Genomic DNA, 19,668 nt, shown 5'->3' on the forward strand with positions numbered 1-19,668 from the left:
GTGACCACAACCACCCCGACGCGGGCCGGAACCGACGCACCGCCGACCGTCGCCGGCCGGGTCCGTCGGCGGCTCAACACCCGCTGGGCCACCGCTGCCTCAATCGTGATCGCAATCGTCTGGACCATCCCGACCTTCGGGCTCCTCGTCTCGTCCTTCCGACCCGAGGACCAGATCAAGACGACCGGCTGGTGGACGTTCTTCGCTGATCCACAGCTGACGCTGGAGAACTACGAGCAGGTGCTCTTCGGCCGTTCCTCGTCGGCGGGCCAGCTGGCCAGCTACTTCCTCAACTCGATCGTCATCACGCTGCCGTCGGTGTTGTTCCCGTTGGCCTTCGCGGCGCTGGCCGCGTACGCGTTGGCGTGGATCAACTTCCGGGGACGGGACTGGATCTACATCGGGATCTTCGCGTTGCAGATCGTCCCGCTCCAGATGGCCCTGGTCCCACTGCTCAGCTTCTTCTCCCAGGGCGTCGGTGTCGGCGGCATCGAGCTGCTGCCCGCCTGGAACCTCGACGACGAGCAGCGGTTCATCCAGGTCTGGTTCGCCCACACCTGCTTCGCGCTACCCCTGGGTGTCTTTCTGCTGCACAACTTCGTGTCCCAGCTGCCCCGGGACCTGATGGAGGCGGCCCGGGTCGACGGCGCCACCCACCCGAGAATCTTCCGTACGATCGTGCTGCCGCTGATCACCCCAGCCCTCGCCGCGTACGGCATCTTCCAGTTCCTCTGGGTCTGGAACGACCTGCTGGTCGCGTTGATCTTCGCGGGCGGCGGGGACGAAACCGCACCGCTCACCGTCCGCCTCGCCGAGCTGGCCGGAACCCGGGGCAACGAGTGGCAACGCCTCACCTCCGGCGCGTTCGTCGCCATCGTCGTACCGCTGCTCGTCTTCCTGTCGTTGCAGCGCTACTTCGTCCGGGGGCTACTCGCCGGCAGCGTCAAGGGATGAACCCCGCCCGTACCGCATCCGCTTGGCGCGGGTGCGGAGCAGGACCCGCACCGCGGCGATGTCCCGGGGGGAGCTGCGGGCGGCGAGCCAGTACATGATCCCGGTCGGCACGAAGAACAGCTGAAACGCGGCGAGCCCGACCGCGTAGTTCAACGGCGGCGGGAAGGTCGCCCGCAGCCCGTCGAACACCACCCCGACCAGTCCGTTCCCGGTCGCCCGGCCGACCCCGTTGACCAGGTTGCCGAGACTGTACACAGTGCCGCGATGCTCCGGCGGGTTGACATCGGCGATCAAGGCAAACCAGTTCGGTGAGTTGGCCGAGGTCAGCGCGAGCGCCAGCAACGCCGCGAGCAGGCTCAGCCCGACCGTCGGCTCGGTCAGCACGCTCGCCAGCACCGCCCGGACGATGGTGCCCGAACCGGCTCCGTCGGGCACATCAATCCGAATCGGCACGAAGAAGAGCACCAGATAGAACGGCAGCGCCGCGAGGATCCCGACCGCGGCGACCATCGCCCGGCCGGACGGGGTGCGGCGTTGCAGCGCGTCCCCGACCAGCCCGCCCACGATGGAGAAGACCCCACCGAGCTGGAACAGGGTAGCGAAGACACTGCCCACCACGACCGCGGTCGCGGTCGAGTAGCCCTGCGCCTCGGCCCGTTCGGCGAAGAGCACCGGCAGCCAGACCAGCGAGCCGAACGCGGCCTGCGCGGTGAGCCCCTGCAGGATCAGCCAGCGATTCGTCCGCCGGCCCAGAATCCGCGGCAGGTCGGCCCGGCTGATCCGGTGGTCGTACTCGGCGCCACCGGCCAACCGGTCGGCCAGCTCCGGTTCGCTCTGACCACGCTGGATATCGAAGGTGAACAGGTAGGCCGCGGTGGCGAACAGCCCAACGACGGTGAGCAGCAGGAACGGGCGTCGCCAGTCCGCCGCCCCGAGCAGGCCGCCCACCAGGGTTCCGGCCAGCGTGCCGACCCCCTGGGACAGCCCCCAGAAGCTCATCACCAGACCCCGTCGGCGGGGTGAGATGAGGTCGGTGACGACCGAGAAGCCAACCGAGCCAACGGCGCCGAGCCCCACCGCACCGACCACCTGGGCGGCTAGAAAGGTCGGATAGCTGCCCGCCACCGCGCTGCCACCGGTGCCGAACGCCCAGATCAGTGTGCCGACCAGGAGCAGCGGCTTACGGTTGGTGCGGTCCCCGACGTAGGCCCACCCCACCGCCGCCACCGCACTGACCAGGAAGTTGGCCGCGGTGACCAGGCCGAGTAGGCGCCGCGACACATCGAGCGCGTCGGCGATCGAGCCATACAGCGGAGGCACCAGGCCGATCGCCACATTGTCCAGGGAGGCGAGCAGCACGAACACCACGACGCTGTAGAACCGGTGCGCCGGGCTGCCACCCCACGCCCGCACCGGACCGCCGGTGGCCAAGGTCATACCGGCAGCCAACCAGGGCCGGCCCACCGCCCGGTCACCGGGGTGGCGACGGTGCGCTCCCCTGGTCGAGGACGTGCTCCCGGGCCTGCGCATACCGGGCCCGAATCGCCGGCACCGGGTCCGCCTCGTAGCTTCGTGCCCCGGCCACGGTCCACCTCGGCGGCTGCGCCCCGCCCAGGACAGCCCAGGCGGCCTGACGGGCGGCGCCATCGGCGACGTACTCGCCCGGGGGCGGCACCACCACCGGCACCCCGAAAACCTGCGGAGCGACCCGGCATACGGCGGCGGAGCGGGCGCCACCACCCACCAGAATCACCCGCCGTACGGCGAACCCCTGCGCGACGAGGGCGTCCAGGCAGTCGGCGAGCGCGCAGAGCATCCCCTCGACCGCCGCGCGCGCCAGATGCGCCGGGGTGGCGGTACGCAGCGTCAGCCCGTGCACCGCGCCGCTGGCGTCCGGCCGGTTCGGGGTCCGCTCCCCCGCCAGGTAGGGCACCAGGACCAAGCCGTCCGCCCCGGCTGGCGCGGACAACGCCAGGTCGGCCAGCTCAGCGAGGCCAACCCCGAGCAGCGCGGCAGCGGCGTCGAGCACCCGGGCCGCGTTGAGCGTACAGACCAACGGCAGGTATCGACCGGTGATGTCGGCGAAGCCGGCGACGACACCCGTCGGGTCCGCGGTCGGCCGGTCCGCGACGCCGCACACGGTTCCGGAGGTGCCGATCGAGACGACCACGTCGCCGGGGCCGGCGCCGACCGCGAACGCGGCGGCGGCGTTGTCCCCCGCGCCGGGGCCGAGCGAGACGTCCGGCAGCTGCGGTGCTCCCGCGAGCACGGCCGGGTCGAGTCGGCCGGCCAACTCCACCGGACCGAGCACCCGGGGCACGGTCACCATCCGGCCGAACGCCTGCTCGACCAGGTCCCGGCGGTACGTTGCGCTGGCCGGGGACCAGTAGCCGGTGCCGCTGGCGTCGCTGCGGTCCGTGCTCAGCGCCGCCAGGCCGGGGGCGCCAGCGAGCCGCCAGGTGAGCCAGTCGTGCGGCAGGCAGACCGCGGCCACCCGGGCGGCGTTGCCCGGCTCGTGCCGGGCCAGCCAGCGCAGCTTGGTGACGGTGAGGCTGGCGACCGGCACCACGCCCACCGCGTCCGCCCAGAACCGCCGCCCGACGTCGCCCTCGCCCGCCTCGGCCACCAGGTCGGCGGCGGCGCCGGCGGAGCGGGTGTCGTTCCAGAGCAACGCCGGGCGGACCACCGCGCCGGCGTCGTCAAGGCAGACCATGCCGTGCTGCTGCCCGGCGACCGAGATCGCTGCGACGTCGGCGAGCCCGCCAGCGGCCGACACCGCCTCGCCGAGCGCGGACCACCAGGCCGCCGGGTCGACCTCGGTGCCCTCCGGGTGCGGCGCCCGACCCTGGCGGACCAGGACGCCGCTCTCCGCGTCCCGAATGACGATCTTGCAGGACTGGGTCGACGAGTCGACTCCGGCGACCAGCGGCATCCGGCCCGCCCTCAGCGCGCGCCGAGCAGATGCTCGACGGCGAGTTGGTTGAGCCGGACGAAGTGGTAGCCGCGGGCGCCGGCAGCGGTCACGTCGTACTCCTCGAAAGCAGTACGGTCGGCGCGGAGCCCGGCGTGGGTCTCGCCCGGGGCGAGGGTTGGTGTTGCCAGCTCATCCACCCGGCTCGTGGCCAGCGCCGCGGTCACCTCCGGGTCCGCCCGGAACGCCGCAGCCCGCTCCTTGAGGAGCAGGTAGGTGCGCATGTTCGCCTCGGCCGAGGCCCACACCCCGGCCGGGTCCTCGGTGCGCGACGGCTTGTAGTCGAAGTGCCGGGGGCCATCGTAGGCTGGCCCGCCCCCCGGACCACCGTTTTCTAGGAGGTCGACCAGGGCGAAGGCATTGAGCAGATCACCGTGGCCGAAGACCAGATCCTGGTCGTACTTGACCCCACGCTGGCCATTGAGGTCGAGGTGGAACAGCTTGCCCTGCCAGAGCGCCTGCGCGATGCCGTGGGCGAAGTTGAGCCCGGCCATCTGCTCATGGCCGACCTCCGGGTTGAGCCCGACCAACTCCGGGCGGGCCAGGGTGGCGATGAAGGCGAGCGCGTGCCCGACGGTGGGCAGCAGAATGTCGCCGCGCGGCTCGTTGGGCTTGGGCTCGATCGCGAACCGCAGCTCATATCCCTGCGCCACCACGTACTGGCAGAGCAGGTCAACCGCCTCGCGGTAGCGGTCCAGCGCGGCGCGGACATCCTTGGCGACGTCGTACTCGGCGCCCTCCCGACCGCCCCACAGGACGAAGGTGCCCGCGCCCAGCTCCGCGGCGAGGTCCACGGCGCGCAGCGCCTTGCGGAGCGCGTACCGCCGGACATCCCGGTCGTTGCTGGTGAAGCCGCCGTCCTTGAACACGGGATGGGTGAAAAGGTTGCTGGTGACCATCGGGACCACCAGGCCGGTCTCGTCGAGGGCCCGACGAAACCGGGTGAGGTGGGCGTCGCGGGTGGCAGCGTCCGCCCCGAAAGGGAGCAGGTCGTCATCGTGGAAGGTGATGCCGTACGCCCCCAACTCGGCGAGGCGGTGCACCGCCTCGACCGCGTCCAGCGCCGGCCGGGTCGCGTCGCCGAACGGATCCCGGGCCTGCCAGCCCACCGTCCAGAGGCCGAAGGAGAACTTGTCGGCAGGGGTGGGACGGGGCGCCATACCAGCCTCCGGGGTGTCGTCCGCCAGGTTCTGTGGTTGGTCTACCAGACCAAGGCCAAAACTCCCACCACGCGCGCCATCCGAAGCCGCGGGGGGCGAACGCCGCCGGAACGCTCGGAGCACACGAACTAGTACGCCCCGCGGCGTTTCACCACCGCGCCGAAGGTCTTCCACAGAATGGTGAGATCGGCGGCGAGGGACCAGTTCTCCACGTAGTAGAGGTCGAGCCGGACACCGTCCTCCCAGCTCAGGTCGGACCGGCCACTGATCTGCCAGAGGCCGGTCATGCCGGGCTTGACCAGCAGCCGCCGGGCGACATCGCCGTCGTACCGGGCGACCTCCGAGGGCAGCGGTGGGCGGGGGCCGACCAGGCTCATCTGCCCGAACAGGACGTTAACCAGCTGTGGCAGTTCGTCCAGTGACCAGTTGCGCAGCAGTCGACCGACCCGGGTCACCCGGGGGTCGTCCCGCAGTTTGAACAGCAGGCCGTCGGTCTCGTTCCGCGCCGCCAACTCCACCAGCCGGGCGTCGGCGTTGACCACCATTGTGCGGAACTTCCACACCCCGAACTCCCGGCCTCCCTGTCCGACCCGGGTCTGCCGAAACAACACCGGCCCCCGGCTGTCGACCAGTACGGTCAACGCAATCACGATCAGCAGCGGCAGCAGCAGGGTCAGCGCGAAGAGCGCGAACGTCCGGTCGGCAAGCCCTTTCACCAGTTTGCGGGCGCCCCGGAACTCCGGGGCCTCGACGTGGATCAGCGGTAGCCCGGCCACCGGACGGGTGTGGATCCGGGGGCCCGCGACATCGGTCAGTGCCGGCGCGACCACGAGATCAACCGCGGTGCTCTCCAGCTGCCAGCCGAGCCGACGCAGCCGGGTGGCGGTCAGTTCTCCGGAGGCGGTCACCGCCACGGTGTCGGCGCCGATGGCGGTGGCAGCCTCGGGGATGCCCCGAAACGAGCCCACCACGGGCACGTCCCCCAACTGCTGCGGGACCGGAGCGAGCAACACATCCGGGATGCACGCCCCGATTACCTGGTAACCCGCGTACGGCTCACGCCGCAGGGTGTGCACCAACTCCAGGACATGCGCGGCGTCCCCGACCACAAGAACCTTCCGGGACCAACCACGGCCCCGCGCGCGGAACCGGTGCAACCTCTTGCGGGCAACGAAGCGGGTCAGCTCGAGTCCGACCACACCGGCGGCGAAGGAGGTGATGAGGAATCCCCGGGGCACGCCGACATCCAGGATCCAGCCCGCGATCACGATCCCACTGGCGAGGCGCAGGCTGGCCACACCCACCCGGCGGTACTCGTCGGCGCCATAGCCGACGACCCGATCGTCGTAGCAGCGAAAAGCCTTGAGCGAGATCAGCCACGCCAGTACCAGGCCGGGCGCGCACACGGCGTAGGGCAGCACAGCGCCGCGGGAGGGCTCGATGCCAGAACTCGTGAGGTGCCCGACGAGAACGGCGAGGCTGAGCGCCGCGGTGTCGAGCACCACCAGAGCCCGGAGGTAGGACCGCAGCGCAGCGCGAGTCCTTGGTGGGGATACACCGCCCGCCGTTGCTCGGCCGGAGGTAAGCAGCGTCGCCGAGTTCACCGACCCTCCCCCACCTCACCTCGCGCCCCCGGTGGTCATGGCCGGAAACGGCCCGGTGGTCCGAGCCGAGGGATGGCCTGGTTCCCGCCGGAACAACGACATCCTGCCCTGCGCACTATCGCCATCGAATATTTCCGACGCATTACCGTCACTTTGCGGGGGCTGCCCGGCCGGGTCAGTCCCGCCGCATCGTTCTCGACGTCGCTGGCAGGGTCGCCGCTGATCCTCGGGTCGCTCAGGAACCCGTGTCGCGCAGCGCGATGGCGTTCAGGAAGATGTCACCAATCTTGGTCGGATCCTCCGTGATGAAGGAGCCGCCGCCGGTAACCTTCGTGATCGACTCCAGCTCTGCCTTGCTGACGCCCGCGCCGATCCCGATCAGAACCACCTGCACCGGCCGCTCCGGGTCCTTGATCCGCTCCAGTTCAGCGACCAGCTGCCGCTGGCTGATGCCGTTGTCGTCGTCATTCTTCCCGTCGGTGAAGAGCACGATCGAATTGACCTGCCCCTGATCCCAGTCCTCCTGGACCGCCTCGTACGCGGCGAGCACCGTGTCGAACAGACCAGTGTCACCCCGGGTCGGCTGAATCTGAGCCAACGCCGCCTCAAGCTCGCTCCGCTTACTACTCAGCGGGCCGATCTCGACCAGCCGCCGATAGTCCCGTCCGTTGCCCAGGTTGGTCGAGAACTCCCACAGCCCGATCTGCCAGCTGTCGTCGAAAAGGTGGAGCCCACGCCCCGCGGCATCGAGGGTGACCTGCTGCCGGCTCATGCCGTTGGCACTCGCCACGGGTTCCCGCATCGAGCCGGAGACGTCGATGACACAGAGCATCCGGCCGGACTGGGTGGCGATTGACCAGCTGGAGACCGCCCGCTCGACCGCCAGTAGATCCAGGTCGCCGGTGGCGCTGTCGCCGTCGGCCGCCGGGCTCGGCGCCCCTTCGGGCGCACTGAAGCCGGCACCCCAGGTACCGTCCGGCCCCCGCAGCGACAACGACGCCAACCGGTCCTTGAAGCTGGCCCTGGTGAGCACATCATCGAAGAGCATCCGGGCAGCCGCCGCCTTGGCCGACCCGACCCCCGGCAGCACCGCGTACGGATAGTCCAACGGTGTCGCCGCCGGCTTTGGGTAGAGCGCGGCCAGCGGCACCGCCGGATTCCGGGCGTTGTAGGAAAGCAGATCCTCCTCCGACAACGCTGCCGCGCCGAGACTGCCGGCCATCGTCGTGGGGTCCGCAGAGGTGGGGAACTTCGCGAGCAGATCCTGGCGCCGATCCGCACTGCTGGTTGACAACGCACGCAACGCGCCGACGCTGGCCGCCTGACCGCCCTCCCCGGCCGCGGCGGCGGCGCTCAACGCGAGTAGCCCGGAGAGGCCGGCGGCATCCTGGGTCGGGTTCACGGTGCCAGCCTTGAGCGGCTCGTCGGTGTTGACCTTGCTGACCAACGCGGACCAGGTGAACTCCTGCTCCGGCCAGCCAAGCTGGGAGGCGATCGGCTCGGGTACGCCCACGACCACCGGGCTCCGGGCGATCGATGCTCCGTTACCTGGGTTGAACTCGGACGCTCCACCGCTCTTCAGCCGTAGCAGCCACGCCGACGAATCCGGCACCCAGACATCCGGGAGTACCGCGGCGCCGCTGACCTGACCCACCCCAGGGAGGATGGCACCGTGTTTGGCGGCGACGGTGGCGGCTACCCCGACCGGCTCGGACGCGGTCACGCTCACCTCAACGCAGGTGCCGTCAACCGCCGCACCGGAGTTCTCCCACTCCGTCGCCGCGGAATCGACCGCCGGTGCCAGCTCGGCCGCGACCGCTACTGACAGCTCGAGCGACCCGGAACAGCTCGGCGCCGCGAGCTGTCGGTAGCCGAAGTATCCACCAGCAGTAACGACCAACACGCCGACGGCTGCGGCGATGCTGGCGATGTGGATGTTCGTTCGGTTGCGATGGCGGCCTGCAGACACGGGGCCATTCTCCGGGTGCCGGCGAGCAACGGCTACCTCCAATTAGCTTTAGTTACGCAGAAGCAACAAGTACCCCACGATTACTACGCTACGTGAGCATAAGAACTCTGCGCGCCGTACTACTCCGGCCAGGGCAGGACACAGGTAGGGCTCCGGACACCAACCGCCTCGTTGACCAGCGACGGCACACCGGTCGTCGGGTTGACCCGGAAAACGCCGATCAGGTCGGCCCGCTCGTCCGCGACGTACAGATTGGCACCGACCCGCGCAAAATGCCGGGGCCACTCCCCGCCGGAGTCCACCTCGGCGACCAGCACCGGCAACTCGCCGTCGAGCGCGAAGACAGCGATCGTGCCGACGCCCCGGTTCGCGACGTAGAGGAAGTGCCCCTCCGGCCCGACCGCGACCTCCGAAGGCTGCACCTGCCCCGGCCGCCCGCTGGCCGGAACCCGGCCCCGGAACCGCAGGGAAGCGTCAGTGGTGACCTCATAGGCCAGGACCGAGCCGTCCAGCTCCCCGACCAGCCAGCAGCGTCTTCCGTCCGGGTGCCGGGCCAGGTGTCGGGGCCCGACGCCAGCGGCGGTGTGCACCCGCGGCGCCCGTACCACCAATCGCCCCGGCCCGGCATCGAGCTCGTACCGGTAGATCGAGTCGGTGCCGAGGTCAACCACGAGCAGCGGCCCTCCGTTTCGGCCCGGAACGACCATGTGGGTATGCGCCCGCTCCTGCCGCTGCGGGTCCAGGCCATGCCCCTCGTGCCGGACCAGGTCCGTGCGCTCCCCGGGCACCCCCTGCCGGTCAAGCGGGAATACCGTCACGCTGCCGTCGCCGTAGTTGGCCACGAAGAGGTGCCGGCCATCGCCGGCGACCGCGAGATGGCATGGATCGGCGCCGCCGGTGGGCCGGCTGCCCAACGCGGTGAGATCCCCATTCGCGGCAACCCGGAAGGCGCTGACCCCGCCGTCGGCCACCTCATTGACGGCGTACAGGACTGGCAGGTCCGGATGCCGGGCGAGGAACGACGGCGCCGGGGTGACCGCGGCCGTGCCGAGCGGCGTGAGCGCACCCGAATCCGGCTCCCGCTGAGCGACAACGATCCCCTCGCCGCGTCCCCCGGCGCCCGCCGTGTAGCAACCGAGGTAGAGAAACGCACCCTGAACCGCCACCGAACCACCTCCGCGCCGACTCCTCCGATCCAACCAGAGGTTCGCTCCAGCCGCGGCGCGTCGCGCCGGAACGCCACCGGGGACTCCACGCCCGGCGCGGCTACCGCCCGGGCCGGTAACGCGTGCCGCCCGCCGCCCTGGTCACGATCGATGAGCACCGCGGCGCGGCGGAAGCCCCGCACCGGTCCGCGTCGGATCAGACCGGGACCGGTTCCCCGTGCTGCCGGGCCACATGTTCGACGAGTGCGATCAACACCTGCTTGCCGGACTGCCGTTCCCGGGCGTCACAGAGCAGCATCGGCACGTCGGGGTCCAGGTCCAACGCCTCACGTACGGTCTCCAGGTTGAACCGGCGTGCCCCATCGAAACAGTTGACACCGACCACGAACGGAATCCCCCGCTGTTCGAAGTAGCCGATGGAGGGGAAACAGTCGGCCAGGCGTCGGGTGTCGGCGAGTACCACCGCGCCCAGCGCCCCGAACGCCAGCTCGTCCCAGAGGAACCAGAACCGGTCCTGTCCCGGCGTGCCGAAGAGGTAGACCAGGAGATCTTCGTTGATGGTGATTCGACCGAAATCCATCGCCACCGTAGTAGTGGACTTCGCCTCCACCCCAGCGAGATCGTCGGTGCCGACCCCGGCATCGGTCAGCATCTCCTCGGTCTGGAGCGGGCGAACCTCACTCAACGCGCTCACCAGCGTCGTCTTCCCCGCGCCGAAACCCCCGGCGATGAGGATCTTGAGTGCGATCGGGATGCGGGCCCCGGTTTGTGGAAGTTCAGAGCGCACGGAGTCCACTGAGCACCGCCTTGAGAATATTGTTGTCGGGCAGGTACGGGCCGGCCGAGGGCTGGTGAACCGTCACCAGACCCCGGTCCACCAAATCGCCGAGCAGCACCCGGACGACGCCAACCGCCAGGTCGAGGCCGGCCGCCAGCTCGGCTACCGGGACCGGCCGGGCGGCCAGCGCCACCAGCCGCAGGTGCTCGGGATGCAGGTCGAGGTGTACGGCGGGCTGCGCGTTCCGGTCGGCGAGGACGTACGCGACCAGGTCGAACCCGCCGGTAGCCCGAACACGTCCCCCGGTCAGGGTGTAGGGGCGCACCACCGGAACCGCATCGGCATCCAGCCAGTCACGCGGCATGCCGGGCTCAGCCCACATCGCGTGGGCCCGCCGCCGGCCGGGCCGGGATGCTCATCTTCTCCCCCACCTGGGTCACCAGCATCGCCATCTCGTACGCCACCAGCCCGATGTCGGCGTCCGCGTCACTGACCACAGCCAGGCAGGCGCCCTGACCGGCCGTGGTCACGAAAAGAAATGCCGATTCCATCTCGACGACAGTCTGCCGAACGGGACCACCGGTCACATGCCGGCTCGTGCCCCGGGCCAGGCTGGAAAGGCCAGAGGCGAGAGCGCACAGGTGCTCCGCATCGTCCCGTTCCTGCCCGGCGGAGGCTCCCAGCAGCAGCCCGTCGGCGGAGAGCACCACCGCCTGCCGGGCGGGCGGCACCCGCTCCACCAGCTCGTCGAGCAACCAGTCGAGATCAACATTCTGCCTGGCGGACTGCAGCATCACGCGTCCCTCTCAGTTGCGGTCGGGGGTTCGAGATCCTTCGATGGGTCGACCGGCTGAGCGCCGGGTCCGACCTCGGACATTGGTACTCGGGCGGCGGCGACCCGACGCCCCCTCGTCGTGCCGGCTTGTAGCGCCGCCATTATCCGGCGGGTTTCCTCCGGCGAGCGGGGGGTCGGGTCCGACGACAAGGGCTGCCGGCCCTCCCCGGCCAGCTGCCGCGCCATCGGATCTTCCACGGCCGGTCGGAGCCGCCGGATCTCGGTGGTCTCCCCGTCTGGCACCGCCGCGCCCATCCGGCTCGGTGGTGCCCCGGCCGGGCGACGTCGAACCCGCCGCGGCAGCCCGTCGATCTCGCCGGCCACCTCTACGGGCACCGGGCCGGCATCGGTCCTGGCCGACTCGCCGGCAGTCGGGACCGACGTACCGTCGGTGAGCGCCAACGGCTCCGGCTCGGCGGGCGACCGACGCGGCGGCTCCCGCCGCACTGGCCGGGGCTCCGGACGCTCTCGCTCACCGCCACCCAGACCCGCCGGCACCGGCTCCTCGGTGACCAGCTCGTCCGGGATGAGAACGACCGCGGTCAGAGCAGCCGACTCGGACCCACGCAGCCGAACCCGTACCCCGTGCCGGGCGGCCAGCCGGGCCACCACAAAGAGCCCGAGCCGGTCGGTCCGGGTTGGGTCGAACTCGGGCGACGAGGACAACAGCGAGTTGGCGTCCGCCAACGCCTCCGCGCTCATGCCAAGTCCACGGTCGGTGATCTCGACAATGTAACCATCGGCCGTCCGCACCCCGGCCACCTGGACCCGGGTCCCCGGCGGTGAGAACCTGGTGGCGTTCTCGATCAGCTCGGAGAGCAGGTGGATCAGGTCGCCCACGGCCCGGCCGATGAGACCGGCCGACTGCACGCCGCCGAGGTCAACCCGCTTGTACGCCTCGACCTCGGACAGCGCCCCCCGAATCAGGTCGACCATGGCGACTGGGTTGCGCCAGCCCCGGCTCGGAGCTGAGCCAGCCAGAATCACCAGGTCCTCCGCGTGCCGCCGCAGCCGGGTGGCCAGGTGGTCGACCTGGAAGAGGTCAGCTAGTTCGTCCGGCTTCTCGGCGCGCCGCTCCATCCGGTCGAGCAGGGCAAGCTGGCGATGCACGAGCCCTTGGCTACGGCGGGCGATGTTGAGGAAGACCTCGTTGAGGCCACGGCGCAGTTTTACCTCACCCTCGGCGGACCGGATGGCGGTCCGCCGCACCGCGGTGAAGGCGCGCCCCACCTGGCCGATCTCGTCCGTGCCGAAATCGACCGACGGCGCTTCCCGTTCCACGTCCACCGTCTCACCCTGGCGCATCCGCGCCACCAGCTCGGGCAGCTGACGTTCCGCCCGTTCGAGTACGGTGTGCAACCTGGCTAGCCGGCTAGCCAGGGAACGGCCGACCCGAACCGCCACCACCAGGGAGACCACGACCGCTACGAGGCCCAGCAACCCGGCGGAGGCAAGCAGCAGGAAGACGCGTATGGCCAGGGGCTTCGACCGATCGGCCAAGCCATCGGCCTGGTTCAACTCGTAGTCCCGCATCGCCTGCTGGACGGCGTCGTAGTCGGCCTGCCAGCTCGCAGCCACTATCGGCAGCCGGCCGGTGGGGTTCTCGATCAGAAGTTCCTGCATCTCACCAAGTCGGCGGAACTCCGCCTGCTCGGTCAACTGCTGATACGCGCTACGTTCCGCCGCCGGCAGGTCGGCTACCGCCGATTCGGCGCGGAACCGCTGGTTGTCGATCGTCTGCACGAGTTTCCGGTGCTCGCCCTCGGCGAAGCCGCCCGAGACGAATGCCCCAGCCAACACGGCGTCAGCCTGGCCGAGCAGTTCGCGGGAGTGGCCGAGCGCGGTTACCGCCAACGCCTCCCGGTGCAGCTCGGGGTCCGGCAGCGCTGACAGCGCCGCGAAGGCCTGGAAAGCCGACGAAATCATTCCACTGTAGAGGTCAACGATGCCGGACGGGTCTGTCTCTCCCCGGTCGATCTGGCCACGCCCGTCTTGCAAATCATCCAAGGCGACGAGGAACCGATCCAACCGCACATCCAGCAGGTCGCTGGTGGCATCCCGAAGGTCGTCGCCGGCAGCTCGACGACGCAGTTTGGCGATCGCCTCGTCCGTATGCCTCCGCTGTTCATCGAGGCCGACCTCAGCAGACTCGGCAGCCAGGTACACGACCGAGAGCCGACGCTCGCGTTGCAGCTCGGCGACGACCAACTCACCGGGCCGCCCAAACTCATTGAGGAGGGTACGGGCGGAGAGCAGGCTCTGTGCGGGTCCGAAGGCGAGCGTTGTGGCAAAGATCCACAGCGCCAGGAGCGCGGCTATCGGCGCCACCACCAATGCGGTCAGCTTGTAGCGGATCGGCCAGTCGCGGGTGTTCAATCAGGACCTCGCCCAGATCGTGGGGGGCTGCGGGGGTGCGGCACACGCCCGGGCAGCACCCGCCGGAACGCGCCCCGAATCGTACCGGGGCGCCATTGGCGGTCGCCTCGGGCAGGATACGGAATTTGCTCCGGTTGCACTACCGTCTGTCTCGGCCATGGAGGTGGCGGCCGGATGCCACTGGCCCGGGCAGCGCGGCTACCAACACTTGCTCCGCCCGCAAACCGACGGCCACGGCACACCGCAGCGGCTGGCGCTCGGCGCTACGACCTCAGCGTACGGTCCAGCCACTATCCACTTGATTCGGCACTGATTGCCGCAAAAGACCGGAATGAGGGATTCCCTCAGCCCCCGAAAAGTGCGCCGGACCGGGATTGATGGGCTGCGTCAGGTGGGATACCCAAGGCAGCGGAGGAGCCAGGTTGAGGAGTCGAGAATGCGCCAGGACGAGCAGCAGGTCGACACTGAGCACCCAGAGGGCACACCCGTCGCAGCCGCGCCAACACGGCAGAAGGGCGGTCGACCGCCGATCGGCGACGAGAACGACCAGCGCGTCGCCGCGGACGGGGACCGGGACGACCAGCCCGAATTTCACCGACCCGCCCCGGTCCCGAGCGCCTTCGGTGCGCCCTCAGTTGGCGGGGCGGTCGCCGCGTCCGCGCTGGCCGGCGGGGCAGAGCCTCCCGACGCCCGGGCCGAGTCAACCGCCCGACCCGGCGACGGCGCCGTAGACGTGGCGCGAGAAGGCTGGCGGGCGGACCCAACGGCCGAATTCCGCGGTGGCCCGGGATGGGTGCAACGGCGAGCCGAACGAGCTTCGGCAACCACCAGGCCCGCCACCGCTGAGAGCCACCGCGAGCAGCGGGAGGACGCCGCGACGGGGACCGCCGACTCCACCGCTGAGCAACAGCCCGATGCAGGTGGCATGGCACCCAATGCACGGGGTACGCGGAAAGGTAGCGCAGGTACGGACGGGAGGGCGACACCATGACTGATCGGGACCGGTACCGACCGTTGGAGGAGAGCGCTGAGGCAGCCGCGGCGGTCGAGGATGACACCGGCATCCCCCAGCTGATGACCGGTGGGGGTGGCGACCGGAACACCCCCACCTTCGCCGCCGCTGGGGAGCAGGCCGACCCCGGTGCGTCGACCGAGGACCTCCTTGGCGACCCGTACGACGCCGGGGGTGGTGGGGGCAGCATCCGCACCGGCGCGGAGCAGCCGTGGGAGCCGGAGGATCTGGTGGCGGCGCGCGGTCAGGATCTGACCCCGGAGAATGTTGAGCGGGCCCGCCGGGACCTGGTCGAGATGGGCCGGACGGCGATCGAACGTACGGTCCCCTGAGCCGTAGCCGCCCGGGTCCCTGAGACGTAGCCGCCGGCGCCCCGGACCCGATCGGACTGATCGGGTCCGGGGCTCGGGGAACCCCGCCGCCCAAGCGCCTCACAACCCCAGCGGCTGGGCTCCAAAATCAGGGCAGCGGCGGATGGGCGTTCTGCATGAGCTGCTGGAACTGCGCCGGGAACCAGGCACCGGAGATCGGCGCATCGGCCAGGGCCCCGGTGGGGCTGAAGCCGTTCCGGGCGTTGCCCTCGTACGTCGGGTCGCACATCCGGTCAAAACCCTTGCCATCGTCGTTCGGGATCTCCTCACTGGAGCCGTCCGACTCGCCCGGCGGCTTCACCCAGACATAGGCATCGATCCCCGGCTCCGGCGCGGCCTGCGGCCGCTCGCCCAGTCCCGCGCCAGACTGGTTGCACCAGTTGCCGGCGTGGATTCGTCGATCAACCCGACCACCATCGACGTAACTGTCGACGTCGGTCATCGGCCCAGGTCCCGCTGGTCGGGCGCTACCGCCCCAGCCGTTTCGGGAGGTATCGATCAACATCCCCACTTCTGAGTCGAAGCCCTTGCCAACCAGTTCGTCCCGGAACGCCTGCGCAAACGTCAGCTCGTCTACGTACTGATTCCAGTCCACCCACGTGGACTGGCGGATCGTCTGACCGTTGACCGTGTCGGTGATCTGGAAGTAGGGCTCACGCAGTGCCGAGTAGTTGGCCGTGTTGACGATAAAGCCGTGAACGTTGTCGACCGTGCTGCCCGAGGCGGTGGCGGCGTCCTTCAGGAGCAGGGCAACCGGGCTGAAGTTGGAGTCCCAGCCAATCCAGCCATGGTGGGCGGCGTCCACATAGTTGTAGACATTGCTGATCGCACCCAACGTGGCCAGCGCATAGCCGATGCCGTTGACGTAGGCGCCGTTCTCCTTGACCAGGTCACAGGTCGGGGTGGCGCCTGGGTTGCCGCCGGTGTTGGCGTGCAGGTTCGGCAGTGAGTCGATTTCGATGATGTTGATGATCCGGAGGTCCTGATACGCCGGGTCACTCTGGATTTCCGCGATCGGATCGATGAACTCGGCCTTGTAGCGAGGCAACTCGTCTGGCGCCAGTTCACCGTTTGAGGCGAGCGCAGCGCAGTCCCGACCGGGCAGGTTGTAGACGACGAACTGGATGTAGTCCGCCCCCTGGCTCAACGCCTCGTCCAGGTGATCCCGCACACCCATTGGTCCATTGGACTGGCTGTCGTCAGTGCCCTCGATCGCGGCGATCCGGTCGATCCAGACCGCGGTCGACGTATCCGAAACCCGGTCGCCACCGGGCACCGACTCGGCCTTGGCCTTCCACTCCGGGTTCACGTAGCCCACCGCATTCAGGTACGGGTTATCGACTCGGCTTCCGGGTGGGGCGGTGGTGGGAGGTGGGGTGGTCGGCGGCGCCGTGGTGGGAGGTGGGGTAACGGGAGGTGTGGTCGGCGGCGCCGTGGTGGGCCCGCCGCCGCCGCTGCAGGCCACCTCGTTGAGGGTGAACGACGTCGGTTTGGGGTTGCTACCACTCCACGAGCCGTTGAAGCCGATATCGATCGTGGCGCCACTGGCCACCGAACCGTTGTACGACTCGTTCTCTGCGGTGACGTTCTGCCCGGCCTGGCTATACCGTGCCGACCAGCCGTGCACGACCTGCTGACTGCTGTTCGGGAAGGTAAAGCGGAGCGTCCAGCCGTCGAGCGCCTCCCCGGTGTTCTTGATGCTGAGGGAGGCGGTGAAACCGCCAGGCCAGTCATTCGTGGTATACGACACCTCACACTGGGTCGCGGCGTGGGCCATGGTGACCGGCAGGGTCACCAACCCGCCTACGACCAGAACGCCCGCGCCGGCCAGCGCGAGGGACGGGCGTGGGCCGGTGAGTCTTCTCCACACATTCATGCCACAAATCTCCTTGGGCGAGACCGTTCCGCGGACGGCCCGGCCGATCGACTCGGTGGACGCCGACGTGGACAGCCACCGATGCCAGCGGATACTTCCGGGGCCGTCCTGGACCGGGTGGTGGTCTTTGCAGACCTGCGATGCAGGTCGGTCGAACCGGCAGGATGGTCGTCCGGCGAACCGGTTGCCCTCGATGCCCCTGCCGCTGCGGTGTGGCTCCCTAGGTACGCCGATTCTCCCATGGGAGCGCTTCCATCGCAATGCTTCGACGGAAGCGACTCCGACCGCCGACCCCTCACAGGAATACACGTGCACAACATGGGAAGAGCACACCAGCTCATCAGACCGAAGGTCATCAAACCCTACATAGCTCCTAAAGCCGGAAAATACGAAAATTCTCCTTCATAAGTTGTGAAACGGACTAACGTCTGCCCTAGCTCGGTTGTCACCGAGCTCAGGACAACAGGGGATGGAGTGACGCACGTTATGGCAAAGAAGCTGCTCGGGAAGGTCGTGGCAGGTGCGGCCCTCGGTGGCGCCTCCCTGCTCGTATGCGCGCCGGGTATCGCGGTCGCGGACGATCATCGCCGGGGTGATGAAGGCAAGGTCCAGGCCAAGCCGCATGCGGTCAAGGCCGGCCAGGAGGTCAAGCTGCTCCAGTTCTGCCCGACGCCGCAGGAGCACGCCTATGTCTGGTCGAAGGTGACCGGCAAGGTCCCGCTCCGGCCAGCTGAGGACCAGCGGGACGGCAAGGACTACCGGGGTAAGGGCGGTCACGACTGGAAAGACAAGGGCCACGAGTCAAAGGGCTACGAGTCCAAGGACCATGACTACAAGGGCCACGACTACAAGGGCTACGAGTCCAAAGGCCACGACTACAAGAGCGGCTGGGGCAGCGAGTCCGAGGGCGGCTGGGGCAGCGAAGCTCGCGAAGGCACCGAGTCCGAGGGCGGCTGGGGCAGCGAAGCTCGCGAAGGCACCGAGTCCGAAGGCGGCTGGGGCAGCGAAGCCCGCGAAGGCACCGAGTCCGAAGGCGGCTGGGGCAGCGAAGCCCGCGAAAGCAGCGAAGGCGCCGAGTCCGAAGGCCCGCTGACGCCCGCCGATGAACGGTTCGCAGCTCGGCTGGAAGGGAGCAGCGAAGGCCGCGAAAGCAGCGAAGGCCGCGACTACAAGCGCCACGACTACAAGGGCTACGAGTCCAAGGGCCACGACTACAAGGGCTACGAGTCCAAGGACCACGAGTCAAAGGGCGGCTGGGGCAGCGAGTCCGAAGGCGGCTGGGGCAGCGAAAGCAGCGAAGGCGGCTGGGGCAGCGAAGGCCGCGAAAGCAGCGAACGCCACGACTACAAGCGCCACGACTACAAGGGCTACGAGTCCAAGGGCGGCTGGGGCAGCGAGTCCGAAGGCAGCTGGGGCAGCGAGTCCGAAGGCAGCTGGGGCAGCGAAGGCCGCGAAAGCAGCGAAGGCCGCGACTACAAGCGCCACGACTACAAGGGCTACGAGTCCAAGGACCACGAGTCAAAGGGCGGCTGGGGCAGCGAGTCCGAAGGCGGCTGGGGCAGCGAAGGCCGCGAAAGCAGCGAAGGCGGCTGGGGCAGCGAAGGCCGCGAAAGCGGCGAAGGCCGCGACTACAAGCGCCACGACTACAAGGGCTACGAGTCCAAGGGCCACGACTACAAGGGCTACGAGTCCAAGGACCACGAGTCAAAGGGCGGCTGGGGCAGCGAGTCCGAAGGCGGCTGGGGCAGCGAAGGCCGCGAAAGCAGCGAACGCCACGACTACAAGCGCCACGACTACAAGGGCTACGAGTCCAAGGACCACGACTACAAGCGCCACAACTACAAGGGCTACGAGTCCAAGGACCACGACTACAAGGGCTACGAGTCCAAGGGCGGCTGGGGCAGCGAGTCCGAAGGTGGCTGGGGCAGCGAGTCTGAAGGCGGCCGGGGCAGCGAGTCTGAGGGCGGCTGGGGCAGCGAGTCTGAGGGCGGCTGGGGCAGCGAGTCTGAGGGCGGCTGGGGCAGCGAAGGCGCCGAGTCCGAAGGCCCGCTGACGCCCGCCGATGAACGGTTCGCAGCTCGGCTGGAAGGGAGCAGCGAAGGCCGCGAAGGCCACGACTACAAGCGCCACGACTACAAGGGCTACGAGTCCAAGGGCCACGACTACAAGGGCTACGAGTCCAAGGGCCACGACTACAAGGGCTACGAGTCCAAGGGCCACGACTACAAGGGCTACGAGTCCAAGGACCACGACTACAAGGGCTACGAGTCCAAGGACCACGACTACAAGGGCTACGAGTCGGCTGGAGACCACGGTGACCGGGGCGGGGACCGCTGGGAGCACAAGCGGGACTACGTCTACTACGGCGAAGCCATGGTTGACCGGAACGCCAAGCCGGGCACTTACAAACTCGAGGGCTCGTGTGGCGAGGGCGAACTGGTCGTCCTGCCGCGGGGCGGTGTCGCTGGTGGTGACGGCGGCATGAACGCCGGCACCAACTTGGGCCTCGCCGCCGGTGGGGCTGGTCTGGTCGGCGCGGCCGCCCTGGGCGGTCTGGTGCTGCTTCGCCGTCGGACCAATGGTTCCCTGGTCTGAG

15 protein-coding genes are annotated in these 19,668 nt (G+C 69.3%); 4 read left to right on the forward strand and 11 right to left on the reverse strand.

Features of this window, described 5'->3' with window-relative positions:
• Entirely contained in the window at positions 1 to 954 is a 954-nt protein-coding gene (locus SALPAC2_RS0111160; RefSeq protein ID WP_018216739.1) for a carbohydrate ABC transporter permease, read from the forward strand.
• Here the strand turns inward: SALPAC2_RS0111160 and SALPAC2_RS0111165 are convergent.
• The 10 genes from SALPAC2_RS0111165 to SALPAC2_RS0111210 form a co-directional block, all read right to left on the reverse strand.
• Complete coding sequence (locus SALPAC2_RS0111165) at positions 928 to 2,391, reverse strand: MFS transporter (protein WP_018216740.1); 1,464 nt, start codon at positions 2,389 to 2,391, stop codon at positions 928 to 930. The genes SALPAC2_RS0111160 and SALPAC2_RS0111165 overlap by 27 nt on opposite strands.
• Positions 2,392 to 2,425: 34 nt before the next feature.
• Positions 2,426 to 3,886 (reverse strand): xylulokinase, encoded by a 1,461-nt coding sequence (xylB, locus tag SALPAC2_RS0111170; protein WP_018216741.1) that lies wholly within the window; start codon positions 3,884 to 3,886, stop codon positions 2,426 to 2,428.
• An 11-nt stretch (positions 3,887 to 3,897) separates the two neighbouring features.
• Entirely contained in the window at positions 3,898 to 5,085 is a 1,188-nt protein-coding gene (xylA, locus tag SALPAC2_RS0111175; protein WP_018216742.1) for a xylose isomerase, read from the reverse strand.
• A gap of 128 nt (positions 5,086 to 5,213) precedes the next feature.
• A complete protein-coding gene (locus SALPAC2_RS0111180; protein WP_026184633.1) occupies positions 5,214 to 6,689 on the reverse strand; it encodes a sugar transferase in 1,476 nt (491 codons plus the stop codon).
• Positions 6,690 to 6,924: 235 nt separating this feature from the next.
• Positions 6,925 to 8,658 carry a substrate-binding domain-containing protein gene (locus SALPAC2_RS0111185; protein ID WP_018216744.1) on the reverse strand — a complete coding sequence of 578 codons (1,734 nt, stop codon included), beginning with the start codon at positions 8,656 to 8,658 and terminating at the stop codon, positions 6,925 to 6,927.
• Positions 8,659 to 8,777: 119 nt separating this feature from the next.
• Positions 8,778 to 9,824, reverse strand: coding sequence for a lactonase family protein (locus SALPAC2_RS0111190; protein WP_018216745.1), 1,047 nt, complete (start codon positions 9,822 to 9,824; stop codon positions 8,778 to 8,780).
• A gap of 196 nt (positions 9,825 to 10,020) precedes the next feature.
• Positions 10,021 to 10,620 carry a GTP-binding protein gene (locus tag SALPAC2_RS0111195; RefSeq protein WP_018216746.1) on the reverse strand — a complete coding sequence of 200 codons (600 nt, stop codon included), beginning with the start codon at positions 10,618 to 10,620 and terminating at the stop codon, positions 10,021 to 10,023.
• A complete protein-coding gene (locus SALPAC2_RS0111200; RefSeq protein WP_018216747.1) occupies positions 10,601 to 10,984 on the reverse strand; it encodes a DUF742 domain-containing protein in 384 nt (127 codons plus the stop codon). The genes SALPAC2_RS0111195 and SALPAC2_RS0111200 overlap by 20 nt, the downstream gene beginning before the upstream one ends.
• Positions 10,974 to 11,399 (reverse strand): roadblock/LC7 domain-containing protein, encoded by a 426-nt coding sequence (locus tag SALPAC2_RS0111205; RefSeq protein WP_018727754.1) that lies wholly within the window; start codon positions 11,397 to 11,399, stop codon positions 10,974 to 10,976. The genes SALPAC2_RS0111200 and SALPAC2_RS0111205 overlap by 11 nt, the downstream gene beginning before the upstream one ends.
• Complete coding sequence (locus SALPAC2_RS0111210) at positions 11,396 to 13,813, reverse strand: sensor histidine kinase (protein ID WP_018216749.1); 2,418 nt, start codon at positions 13,811 to 13,813, stop codon at positions 11,396 to 11,398. The genes SALPAC2_RS0111205 and SALPAC2_RS0111210 overlap by 4 nt, the downstream gene beginning before the upstream one ends.
• A gap of 436 nt (positions 13,814 to 14,249) precedes the next feature.
• Between SALPAC2_RS0111210 and SALPAC2_RS28475 the strand changes: the two genes are divergently transcribed.
• Together SALPAC2_RS28475 and SALPAC2_RS0111220 are read left to right on the forward strand one after the other, a co-directional pair.
• Positions 14,250 to 14,804, forward strand: coding sequence for a hypothetical protein (locus tag SALPAC2_RS28475; RefSeq protein ID WP_026184634.1), 555 nt, complete (start codon positions 14,250 to 14,252; stop codon positions 14,802 to 14,804).
• Positions 14,801 to 15,157: a hypothetical protein gene (locus tag SALPAC2_RS0111220; protein ID WP_018216750.1), complete on the forward strand. Its 357-nt coding sequence runs from the start codon at positions 14,801 to 14,803 to the stop codon at positions 15,155 to 15,157. Before SALPAC2_RS28475 ends, SALPAC2_RS0111220 begins: the two co-directional genes overlap by 4 nt.
• Positions 15,158 to 15,284: 127 nt before the next feature.
• On the opposite strand, the gene SALPAC2_RS0111225 is transcribed toward SALPAC2_RS0111220, so the two are convergent.
• On the reverse strand, positions 15,285 to 17,072 hold the full coding sequence (locus SALPAC2_RS0111225) for a glycoside hydrolase family 6 protein (RefSeq protein ID WP_018216751.1): 1,788 nt from the start codon (positions 17,070 to 17,072) through the stop codon (positions 15,285 to 15,287).
• A 486-nt stretch (positions 17,073 to 17,558) separates the two neighbouring features.
• On the opposite strand from SALPAC2_RS0111225, the gene SALPAC2_RS25445 reads away from it, so the two are divergent.
• Entirely contained in the window at positions 17,559 to 19,667 is a 2,109-nt protein-coding gene (locus SALPAC2_RS25445) for a putative sodium/potassium/calcium exchanger (protein ID WP_018216752.1), read from the forward strand.
• Position 19,668 lies beyond the last annotated feature (1 nt).

This window comes from Salinispora vitiensis (assembly GCF_000378825.1).
Lineage (GTDB): Bacteria > Actinomycetota > Actinomycetes > Mycobacteriales > Micromonosporaceae > Micromonospora > Micromonospora vitiensis.

Excerpts from the sequence above, each read along its gene's own strand:
- SALPAC2_RS0111165 (WP_018216740.1), bottom strand. The coding sequence starts at position 2,391 with ATGACCTTGGCCACCGGCGGTCCGGTGCGGGCGTGGGGTGGCAGCCCG.
- xylB (WP_018216741.1), bottom strand. The coding sequence starts at position 3,886 with ATGCCGCTGGTCGCCGGAGTCGACTCGTCGACCCAGTCCTGCAAGATC.
- xylA (WP_018216742.1), bottom strand. The coding sequence starts at position 5,085 with ATGGCGCCCCGTCCCACCCCTGCCGACAAGTTCTCCTTCGGCCTCTGG.
- SALPAC2_RS0111200 (WP_018216747.1), bottom strand. The coding sequence starts at position 10,984 with ATGTGGGCTGAGCCCGGCATGCCGCGTGACTGGCTGGATGCCGATGCG.
- SALPAC2_RS28475 (WP_026184634.1), top strand. The coding sequence starts at position 14,250 with ATGCGCCAGGACGAGCAGCAGGTCGACACTGAGCACCCAGAGGGCACA.
- SALPAC2_RS0111220 (WP_018216750.1), top strand. The coding sequence starts at position 14,801 with ATGACTGATCGGGACCGGTACCGACCGTTGGAGGAGAGCGCTGAGGCA.
- SALPAC2_RS0111225 (WP_018216751.1), bottom strand. The coding sequence starts at position 17,072 with ATGAATGTGTGGAGAAGACTCACCGGCCCACGCCCGTCCCTCGCGCTG.
- SALPAC2_RS25445 (WP_018216752.1), top strand. The coding sequence starts at position 17,559 with ATGGCAAAGAAGCTGCTCGGGAAGGTCGTGGCAGGTGCGGCCCTCGGT.